This window comes from Alphaproteobacteria bacterium (genome assembly GCA_030740435.1).
Classification (GTDB): Bacteria; Pseudomonadota; Alphaproteobacteria; order UBA2966; family UBA2966.
Genome location: JASLXG010000085.1, coordinates 24,720 through 31,161, shown reverse-complemented (window position 1 = coordinate 31,161; position 6,442 = coordinate 24,720). Strand labels below are relative to the sequence as shown.

5 protein-coding genes are annotated in these 6,442 nt (G+C 67.4%); 4 read left to right on the top strand and 1 reads right to left on the bottom strand.

The genetic code is table 11. From position 1 onward, the window contains the following. Nucleotides 1–235: 235 nt before the first annotated feature. From QGG75_10030 to QGG75_10020, 3 genes are read left to right on the top strand one after another with little or no spacing between them, the layout of a single operon-like run. The gene (locus tag QGG75_10030) at nucleotides 236–1,735 is read left to right on the top strand and encodes a CoA-acylating methylmalonate-semialdehyde dehydrogenase (protein MDP6067571.1); all 1,500 of its coding nucleotides are present in this window, start codon (nucleotides 236–238) and stop codon (nucleotides 1,733–1,735) included. 14 nt (nucleotides 1,736–1,749) lie between these two features. Further along, nucleotides 1,750–2,997 (top strand): Zn-dependent hydrolase, encoded by a 1,248-nt coding sequence (locus tag QGG75_10025; GenBank protein ID MDP6067570.1) that lies wholly within the window; start codon nucleotides 1,750–1,752, stop codon nucleotides 2,995–2,997. A gap of 60 nt (nucleotides 2,998–3,057) precedes the next feature. Beyond that, on the top strand, nucleotides 3,058–4,032 hold the full coding sequence (locus QGG75_10020; protein ID MDP6067569.1) for a pentapeptide repeat-containing protein: 975 nt from the start codon (nucleotides 3,058–3,060) through the stop codon (nucleotides 4,030–4,032). Nucleotides 4,033–4,075: 43 nt separating this feature from the next. On the opposite strand, the gene QGG75_10015 is transcribed toward QGG75_10020, so the two are convergent. Then, entirely contained in the window at nucleotides 4,076–5,086 is a 1,011-nt protein-coding gene (locus tag QGG75_10015; protein ID MDP6067568.1) for an aldo/keto reductase, read from the bottom strand. Nucleotides 5,087–5,202: 116 nt separating this feature from the next. Here QGG75_10015 and QGG75_10010 point away from each other — a divergent pair, with 116 nt between their 5' ends. Continuing rightward, nucleotides 5,203–6,441: a sulfotransferase gene (locus tag QGG75_10010; GenBank protein ID MDP6067567.1), complete on the top strand. Its 1,239-nt coding sequence runs from the start codon at nucleotides 5,203–5,205 to the stop codon at nucleotides 6,439–6,441. The last annotated feature ends 1 nt before the right edge of the window (nucleotide 6,442 follow it).

The window sequence follows — 6,442 nt, the reverse complement described above, 5'->3', positions numbered from 1 at the left end:
CCCGCGCCCCCCCCGCCCCTGCCACACCCCCAACCCCCACCTCCCCCCCCCCCCCCCCCCCCCCCCCCGCCCGAAGGGTCGCTCCCAGGAGCGCGCCCGCGTTGTCAAAGACCGAAGCGCGTAGTACCACTACGCTCTTCGGTCTTTTCCTAGCGGATCGCATCACCTGGGAGCGACGCAGGCCGTGACCCGGTGAGAAATGCGGGCTAGACATTATCCAGATACGGAGAATTCCATGACCGAAAGGCTCAGCCACTACGTCAACGGTGCCCGGGTGGCGGGAGAGAGCGGCCGCTATGGCGAGGTTTACAACCCCGCCACCGGCGAGCAGACGGCCGAGGTGCCCTTCGCCTCGGCCGCCGAGGTCGACGCCGTGGTGAAGGTGGCCCACCAGGCTTTCGCCGGCTGGGCCGCCACCTCGCCGCAGGAACGCGCCCGCGTCATGTTCCGCTTCAAGGCGGCTTTGGAAGCGTACATGGACGAGCTGGCCGCCATGGTCACGGCCGAGCACGGCAAGGTGCTGTCCGACGCCCAGGGCTCCGTCACCCGCGGCCTCGAGGTGGTGGAGTTCGCCTGCGGCATGCCGCAAATGCTCAAGGGCGAATTCTCGGACGGCATCTCGAGCGGCATGGACATGTATTCCATGCGCCGGCCGCTGGGCGTCTGTGCCGGCATCACGCCCTTCAATTTCCCCGCCATGGTACCGATGTGGATGTTTCCGGTGGCCCTGGCCTGTGGCAACAGTTTCGTGCTCAAGCCCTCGGAGAAGGACCCCTCGACGGCCTTGCGACTGGCCGAGCTGCTCACGGAATCGGGCCTTCCCGACGGCGTCTTCAACGTCATCAACGGCGACAAGGAGGCGGTGGATGCGCTGCTCGTTCACCCCGATGTGGCGGCCATCAGTTTCGTCGGCTCGACGCCCATCGCCGAATACGTCTATGCCACCGGCTCGGCCGCGGGCAAGCGGGTGCAGGCGCTGGGCGGCGCCAAGAACCACATGGTGGTGATGCCCGACGCCGACCTCGACCAGGCCACCGACGCCCTGATGGGCGCCGCCTTCGGCTCCGCCGGCGAGCGCTGCATGGCGGTCTCGGTGGCGGTGACGGTGGGCGATGACACCACCGAGCGCTTGCTCGAGCGCCTGGTGCCCCGGGCCCAGGCCCTGAAGGTGGGGCCGGGTACCGACCCCGAGGCCGAGATGGGGCCGCTGGTCAGCCAGGCGCATTACGACCGGGTGCGCGGCTATGTCGACCTGGGCGTCGAGGAGGGCGCCGAGCTGGTGGTCGACGGCCGCGACTTTTCCCTGCAGGGCTACGAGGGCGGCTATTTCATGGGGGCCTCGATCTTCGACCGCGTGACGGCCGATATGCGCATCTACCAGGAGGAAATCTTCGGTCCCGTGCTGGGGGTGGTGCGCAGCCCCGATTTCGAGCAGGCGCTGGATCTCGTCAACGACCATGAATTCGGCAACGGCGCCGCCATCTTCACGCGCGACGGTGACGCCGCCCGCAGCTTCGTCGATGCCTGCCAGATCGGCATGGTCGGCGTCAACGTGCCCATCCCGGTGCCGCTGGCCTTCCACAGCTTCGGCGGCTGGAAGCGCTCGCTGTTTGGCAGCCATCCCGTGCACGGCCCCGAAGGCGTGCACTTCTATACCCAGCGCAAGACCGTCACGGCGCGCTGGCCGACCGGCATCCGGGCCGGCGCCGATTACGTCATTCCGGTGATGAAATAGGGGCCGCGACGATCATGGCAGCAGAGCAACAGCCGGGCCGCAACATCCGCATCGACGGCGCGCGGCTGTGGCAATCGCTGATGGATCTGGCAGCCATCGGCGCCACCGCCAAGGGCGGCGTCTGCCGCCTGGCGCTCAGTGACGAGGACCGTGCGGGCCGCGATCTTTTCGTGCGCTGGTGCGAGGAAGCGGGCCTCGACGTCAGCGTCGACGCCATGGGCAACATCTTCGGCCGCCGGCCGGGCCGCAATCCCGAGCTGGCGCCGGTGATGGCCGGCAGCCACCTCGACAGCCAGCCCACCGGCGGCAAGTTCGACGGCGCCTACGGCGTCATGGCGGCACTCGAGGTGATGCGCACGCTCAACGATCTGGACTACCAGACCGAGGCGCCCTTGGAGGTGGCGGCCTGGACCAACGAGGAAGGCTCGCGCTTTCCCGCGCCGATGATCGGCTCGGCGGTATTCGCCGGCATCAGCGAGTTGGCCGACGGGCTGGGCCTGGAGGACCTCGAGGGCAACAAATTGGGCGACGAACTCGGGCGCATCGGCTACGCCGGCCAGGCCGCGGTCGGCGGCCGCCCGGTCGGGGCCTATTTCGAGGCCCATATCGAGCAGGGCCCCATCCTTGAGGCCGAGGGCAAAACCATCGGCGTGGTCGGCGGCGTGCAGGGCCTGCGCTGGTACGAGATCACGCTTACCGGTCAGGAAGCCCACGCCGGGCCGACACCCATGCCGAGCCGGCGCGACGCCCTGCTCGGCGCCGCCCGCATCGTCGCCGCCGTCAACCGCATCGGGCACGAGCACCTGCCCGGGGCCTGCGCCACGGTGGGGCTGATGCAGGTCCATCCCAACTCGCGCAACGTCATCCCCGGCCGGGTTTTTCTGGCCGTCGATCTCAGGCATCCCGAGGCCGAAATCCTCGGCGCCATGGGGGCGGCGTTGCAGGCGGCCAGCGAGGCGGCGGCGGCCGAGGGCGGCCTGGAGCTCGATTTCGCCGAGATCCACCAAACGCCTGCCGTCGTATTCGACCCAAATTGCGTCGCCGCCGTGCGTGCTGGCGCCGAGGCCGCCGGGTATGCCCAGCTCGACATCATCTCGGGCGCCGGCCACGACGCCTGCTGCCTGGCCGAAGTGGCGCCGACCGGCATGATCTTCGTGCCCTGCGCCGGCGGCATCAGCCACAACGAGGAGGAAAGCGCCACCCAGGCCGACCTCGAGGCCGGCTGCAACGTGCTCCTGCAAGCCATGCTGGCTAGCGCTTAGCAGAAAGAAAAACATGGGTTATGGTTGGGCCGCCCTTTTTCGCGCCAACCAGGGGAAGCCATGGCACCGAGGCAAAAGACGGCCGACCCGGCCGATCTCGAACGGCTGCGCAGCAGCGGCTCGTGCGAAGGCGGCAATCTGCGCTTTGCCGATCTCGCCGGTGCCGCCCTCGAGGGCGCCCAGCTGCGCGATGCCGATCTCAAGGGTGCCGACCTCAGCGGCGCCCGCTTGGCCAAGGCCGACCTCTCGGGCGCCAACCTCTACAAGGCCAAGCTTGGCAATGCCGATCTTACGGAAGCCAAGCTGCAGGGCGCCCGGCTGGGCAAGGCCAAGCTGCGGGGTGCCACGCTGCGGGGCGCCGATTTCAGCGCCGCGGATTTCAAGAAAGCCGACCTCAGGGAACTCGATTTCGCCGGTGTGGTGCGGGAGGGCGCCCGCCTGCCGCGCGCCGACCTGAGGGGGGCGCAGCTTCAGGGGGCGATGCTGGAAAAGCTCTATATGAAAAGCTGCCGCCTGGGCGGGGCCGATCTGCGGGACGCCAGCATGCGCAAAATCGACCTGCGCACGGCCGAGCTCGAGACCGCCAACCTGAGCTCGGCAACGCTACAGAACGCGCGCCTGGAAAACGCCTCGCTGCAGAACGCCATGCTGGTCGATGCCAATCTTTGGATCGCCAAGTGTACGGCGGCAGAGTTCACCGGGGTCAACGCCCATCGCGCCAATTTTCGCGGTGCCGACCTGAGCCAGGCGGTGCTCGACCGGGCCAACCTGCGCGAAAGCAATTTCCAGGGTGCCAACCTGAGCCAGGCCAGCCTGCGCCGGGCCGACCTGGCGGGCGCCGACATCTCCCTGGCCACCTCGACGGCACCGAGTTCGAAGGCGCCACCATGCCCGACGGCGGCCCTCCCAGCCGGGATCCGGCGGCCGAAATCGAGCTCACGCAGGCGCGCGACCTGCGGATACAGGCCGACGAACGCCTCGAAGCCGAGGCCGGCAGCGATAGCGAAACCGGAGCGAAAAAACGCGGATTCCTGAGCCGGCTGTTCGGCCGCAAATAAACCGACCCCGGTTTTGAAAATCAGCCGCTCAGCGGCACCCGCCCTTCGAGCGGGTAGGCCGGGTCGTTGTAGCGTGGCGTCGAGGGGTGGCCGGGCTCGACCAGTTTGTCGATGAAGGCCTCGTCCTGGGCCGTGAATTGGTAGTCCAGCGCCGGCAGGTAGTCGCGCCACTGGGCCAGCGTGCGTGGCCCGGCGATGACGCTGGTGACGAGGGCATTGTTGAGCACCCAGGCGACGGCAAACTGGCTGGCGGTGATGCCCTGGGCCTCGGCGCGAAGCTTGACCTTTTGCGCCAACTTGAGGGATTCCTGGCGCCATTCCGACTGCATCATGCGCCGGTCCTGGCGGCCCGCCCGGGTGCCCCGGGGTGCCTTCTTGCCGGGCGGGTACTTGCCCGTCAGCACGCCCCGCGCGATCGGCGAATAGGGCACCACGCCGAGGCCGTAATAGTCGCAGGCCGGCAGGTGTTCGACCTCGGGCATGCGGTTGAAGGCGTTGTAATAGGGCTGGCTGACCAGCGGCCGGCCGATGCCCAGACCGTCGCAGATGTTGCAGATTTCGGCCAGCCGCCAGGAGCGATAGTTGGGGAGGCCGAAGTGGCGGATCTTGCCGGCACGCTGCAAATCGCCCATGGCGGCCACGGTTTCCTCGAGCGGCGTCTGGTGGTCCTCCAGGTGCAGGTAATAGATGTCGATCCAGTCGCTGCCCAGGCGCGCCAGGCTTTCTTCGGCCGCCTGCATGACCCAGCGCCGCGACAGGCCGCGCCGGTTGGGATCGTCGCCCATGGCGTTGGCCAGCTTGGTGGCCACGATCCAGTGCTGACGCTGCCGCGCGATGGCGCGGCCCACGACCTTTTCCGAGTTGCCGTCGTTATAGACGTCGGCGCTGTCGATGAAATTCACTCCGGCCCCGTGGGCCTGGTCGATGATGCGCCTCGAGGTACGGGCATCGGTCTGGCCGCCGAACATCATGGTGCCGAGGCAGATCGGCGAGACCTTGAGGCCGCTGTGGCCCAGATTTCGGTATTCCATCGATTGTTTCCTTGTGAACTTAGTAGCGCGGGGCGAAACAACCTCATGGCCAGCAACCCCTTGTCAAGGAAAGATGCGGATTGGCGCCACCCTGCCGGCCGCGCTAGTTTCTCCCCATGATCGATCCGCGGACCATCGAACGGGCCGTATCCATTCATTACTACGGCCGCGGCGGGTCTTTTTTCCTGCAAAGCCTGCTCGACGGCCACCCCGACGTGCTGACCTTTCCGGCCAACTACCTGTGCGGCTACTTCGTCTTTTGGGACGAGTTCGGGCACTTGCCGGCGGTCGAGTTGTGCGCCGCCTTCGTCGATTGCTATGACGTCCTCTTCGATCCGCGTTCCCAGACCCCGGTGCTGGGCGCCGGTGCCGGCATCGGGCTGGAGTTCAATTTCACCGCCATGGGCGAGAGGCACAGCGAAGCGCTGGGCGTCGACCGCGATCTTTTCGCCTTCACCTTGCTGCGCCTGTTGAAGCACGAGATCGCCGACGCCATGACCGAGACCGTGGCGCGCAAGTTTTTCTTCCAGGCGCTCCACGTGGCCTATGCCGAGGCGCTGGGCCGCCAGTTCGATTCGCCAAACCCCCTTATCGTGTTCCAGGCCCACAATCCCTTTTTCCATGCCATCGACCAGCTCTTCAGCGATTTCGGGCCCGATTTGAAGTGCCTGCACAGCGTCCGCGAGCCGCTGCAGACGCTGGCGTCGTGGTACCGCAGCATGCGCGAGGACGAGGGCGTCGATGATTTGGATCTGCCCCGCGATACGCTGGTGCGGGCGCTGGCCCATGCCTCGCCCATCTTCACCTGGACCCACCACCTCTCGCCCGACTTTCAGGGCGTGGGCCGTTACGTCGAGATGAACCAGCGCAACTCGCGGGCCGTCCGGCTCGAGGATTTGCACCAGGCCCCCGAGGAGACGACGCAAAGGCTCTGCCACTGGCTCGGCATCGACTGGCACCAGGCGCTGCTGGCCAGCACTTTCGACGGCAAGCTGTGGCACTGGAAAGTGCGCGGTGAAACCCTCAGCGGCTTCCAAAGCCAGACCATATCGCGCCGCCACGGCGAAGTGCTGTCGGGCCTCGACCGGCTCAGGCTGCGTTTTCTGCTGGCCGACAAGCACGCCGCCTGGGGTTATGGGCTGCCGGCCTGGTTCGGCCTGACGCCGCTCAGGTTGCTGGCCTTTGGGCTTTGGTTGCTACCTTTTCGCATGGAGACCACGCTGGGGGCCAAACCAGGGGCCCAGCGGCCCGCCTGGCAGCGCCTGCGCGCCTACAGCGACCTCAGGATCACGGTGATCGCAATCTGGTGGCGGCTTTTCCGCCGGCCGCTGGCCTTGCTCGAGTTGATCGATTGAA

Coding starts and splice junctions, on each gene's coding strand:
- QGG75_10030 (MDP6067571.1), top strand. CDS start 236: ATGACCGAAAGGCTCAGCCACTACGTCAACGGTGCCCGGGTGGCGGGA.
- QGG75_10025 (MDP6067570.1), top strand. CDS start 1,750: ATGGCAGCAGAGCAACAGCCGGGCCGCAACATCCGCATCGACGGCGCG.
- QGG75_10020 (MDP6067569.1), top strand. CDS start 3,058: ATGGCACCGAGGCAAAAGACGGCCGACCCGGCCGATCTCGAACGGCTG.
- QGG75_10015 (MDP6067568.1), bottom strand. CDS start 5,086: ATGGAATACCGAAATCTGGGCCACAGCGGCCTCAAGGTCTCGCCGATC.
- QGG75_10010 (MDP6067567.1), top strand. CDS start 5,203: ATGATCGATCCGCGGACCATCGAACGGGCCGTATCCATTCATTACTAC.